Origin of the sequence: Micromonospora sp. NPDC049799 (assembly GCF_040656655.1) — a bacterium.
In the GTDB taxonomy this organism is placed as follows: Bacteria; Actinomycetota; Actinomycetes; order Mycobacteriales; family Micromonosporaceae; genus Micromonospora.
The window spans coordinates 1-2,993 of sequence record NZ_JBFAMU010000560.1; the positions used below are offsets into that span (position 1 = coordinate 1).

At 75.6% G+C, this 2,993-nt stretch carries 3 protein-coding genes; 2 read left to right on the forward strand and 1 reads right to left on the reverse strand.

The genetic code is table 11. The features are described 5' to 3' along the window. Nucleotides 1-1,173 (reverse strand): hypothetical protein (locus AB0I76_RS26315; protein WP_357040735.1); only part of this gene is annotated, 1,173 nt, incomplete at its 3' end. On the opposite strand from AB0I76_RS26315, the gene AB0I76_RS26320 reads away from it, so the two are divergent. Further along, nucleotides 1,138-2,115 carry a Replicase polyprotein 1ab gene (locus tag AB0I76_RS26320; RefSeq protein ID WP_357040741.1) on the forward strand — a complete coding sequence of 326 codons (978 nt, stop codon included), beginning with the start codon at nucleotides 1,138-1,140 and terminating at the stop codon, nucleotides 2,113-2,115. The genes AB0I76_RS26315 and AB0I76_RS26320 overlap by 36 nt on opposite strands. Next, a partial coding sequence (locus tag AB0I76_RS26325; protein WP_357040738.1) for an HAD-IIA family hydrolase occupies nucleotides 2,112-2,993 on the forward strand: 882 nt, incomplete at its 3' end. The genes AB0I76_RS26320 and AB0I76_RS26325, both read left to right, overlap by 4 nt.

The following is a 2,993-nucleotide window of genomic DNA, read 5'->3' on the forward strand; positions in this document are numbered from 1 at the left end:
GGCGACCGTCCGGGTGGCTTCCGCGGTGGTGACCGCGAGGGTGGCTTCCGTGGCGGCGACCGCCGTGAGGGCGGCGACCGTCCGGGTGGCTTCCGTGGTGGTGACCGCGAAGGCGGTTTCCGTGGCGGCGATCGCCGTGAGGGCGGCTACCGTTCCGGTCCTCCGCGCGAGGGTGGCTTCCGTGGCGGCGACCGCCGTGAGGGCGGCGACCGTGGCGGTTTCGGCGGCGGTGAGCGTCGCGAAGGCGGTTTCCGTGGCGGTGAGCGCCGTGAGGGTGGCTTCGGCGGCGGTGAGCGCCGTGAGGGCGGCTCCCGTTCCGGCGCTCCGCGCGAGGGTGGCTTCCGTGGCGGTGATCGCCGTGAGGGCGGCGACCGTCCGGGTGGCTTCCGCGGTGGTGACCGCGAGGGCGGCTTCCGTGGCGGCGACCGTCGTGAGGGCGGTTTCCGTGGCGGCGACCGTCGTGAGGGCGGCGACCGTCCGGGTGGCTTCCGCGGTGGTGACCGCGAGGGCGGCTTCCGTGGCGGTGACCGTCGTGAGGGTGGCTTCGGCGGCGGTGAGCGCCGTGAGGGCGGCTACCGTTCCGGCGCTCCGCGCGAGGGCGGTTTCCGTGGCGGTGACCGCCGTGAGGGCGGCGACCGTCCGGGTGGCTTCCGCGGTGGTGACCGCGAGGGTGGCTCCCGTGGCGGCGACCGCCGTGAGGGCGGTTTCCGTGGCGGTGATCGCCGTGAGGGCGGCGACCGTCCGGGTGGCTTCCGCGGTGGTGACCGCGAGGGTGGCTCCCGTGGCGGTGACCGTCGTGAGGGTGGTTTCCGTGGTGGTGACCGTCGTGAGGGCGGCGACCGTCCGGGTGGCTTCCGCGGTGGTGACCGCGAGGGTGGCTTCCGTGGCGGCGACCGCCGTGAGGGCGGCGACCGTCCGGGTGGCTTCCGCGGTGGTGACCGCGAGGGCGGCTTCCGTGGCGGCGACCGCCGTGAGGGCGGCTTCCGCGGTGGGGACCGCCGTGAGGGTGGTTACCGCGGCGGGGATCGTCGGGACGAGCGGCCCGAGGCCGGCGTCGAGGGCACCTCGGCCCCGGTGCTCTCCGACGACATCTCCCCGACGGACCTGGACAAGGACGTCCGTGCCGAGCTGCTCTCGCTGGCCAAGCCGGTCGCCGACACGGTCGCGCGGCACCTGGTCGCCACGGGTCAGCTGATCGACGAGGACCCGACCGAGGCGCTGGCGCACGCGCTGGCCGCCCGCCGGCTCGCGTCCCGGATCGCCGCTGTGCGGGAGGCCGTCGGGCTGGCCGCGTACCACGCGGGGGAGTGGCAGACGGCGATCGCCGAGCTGCGCACGTACCACCGGATGAGCGGGCTCCAGAGCCACCTGGCCGTCCTCGCGGACTGCGAGCGGGCACTGGGCCGCCCGGAGCGGGCGATCGACCTGTTCCGGGGCGCGGACCGCGACAAGCTGGACCCAGCCGTCGCGATCGAGCTGCTGATCGTGGCCGCCGGTGCGCGTGGCGACCTCGGCCAGAAGGACGCCGCGGTGGCGATGCTCCAGGTCCGTGACCTGACCGCCGACGTCGCCGAGCCGTGGACGGCTCGGTTGCGGTACGCGTACGCCGACGCGCTGCTCGCGGTGGGCCGGCGCGACGAGGCCCGCGAGTGGTTCTCCCGGGCCTCCGACGTGGACACGGAGGGCGAGACCGACGCCGCCGAGCGGCTGCTGGAGCTCGACGGCGTGGTCATCGAGGGCGACGAGGAGGACGAGGCGGAGGAGATCGCTGCGGGTCCCGGTACGCCGGGCGCCGTGCCGACCCACTCCGACGCCGACCTCACCGGCGACGACGACTCGGACGAAGACGACGAAGATGACGAAGACCTCGAGGACGAGGACGACGAAGACTTCGACGAGGACGAGGACGAGGACGAGGACGAGGACGAGGACGACGAGGACCGGGACGAGGGCGACGAGGCTGCGTCGCACCGGACCGGGGACGCGTCGACCGACGCCGACGTCCACGGGATCGCCGACGACCTGGCCGACGACGAGCTGACCGACGCGCAGGCGCGGGAGCTGGCGGAGGACGCGGCGACGGAAGCTCCCGGGACGGACGCCGGGCAGCGATGACGAGCGACGCTGGGGAGCGGCTGGTCGACGGGTACGCCCTGGTCGTCTTCGACCTGGACGGAGTGATCTACCTGATCGACCGGCCGATCCCCGGCGCGGTCGAGGCGGTCGGACGGCTGCACGCCGACGGGCGGGCGGTGGCGTACGCGACGAACAACGCCTCGCGCCGTTCCAGCGAGGTCGCCGACCTGCTCACCGGCATGGGCGTGCCGGCTCGACCGGAAGAGGTGCTGACCTCCGCGGCGGCCGCGGCCGAGCTGCTCGCCGACCGACTGCCCGCCGGCTCAGCGGTGCTCGTGGTCGGTGCGGAGGCGCTGCGGGCCGAGATCCGTGCCGTCGGCCTCGCCCCGGTCTCCAAGGCCGACGAGGCGCCGGTCGCGGTCGTGCAGGGGTACGGGCCGCAGGTCGGCTGGGTCGACCTGGCCGAGGCGTCGGTGGCCGTACGCGGTGGGGCCACCTGGATCGCCACCAACACCGACCGGACGCTGCCCAGCGGTCGTGGTCCGCTGCCCGGCAACGGTTCCCTGGTCGCCGCGCTGCGGACCGCCCTGGGGCGGGACCCCGACGTGGTCGTCGGCAAGCCGGAGCCGGAGCTGTTCGCGACGGCGGCCCGGCGGGCCGGTGCGGGCCGGACGCTGGTCGTGGGCGACCGCCTGGACACCGACATCGAGGGCGCTGGGCGCGCCGGGCTGGACAGCCTGTTCGTCCTCACCGGGGTCAGCGACGTCGCCGAGCTGCTCGCCGCGCCGCCGGAGCGTCGGCCCACGTACGTCGCGAAGGACCTGGCGGGGCTGTTCGACCCGGCGGCCGTGGTGCGGGTGCCGGGGCCGACGGACGCCGCCGGCTGGTCCGCGACGGCGCGCGACGGGCGGGTGGAG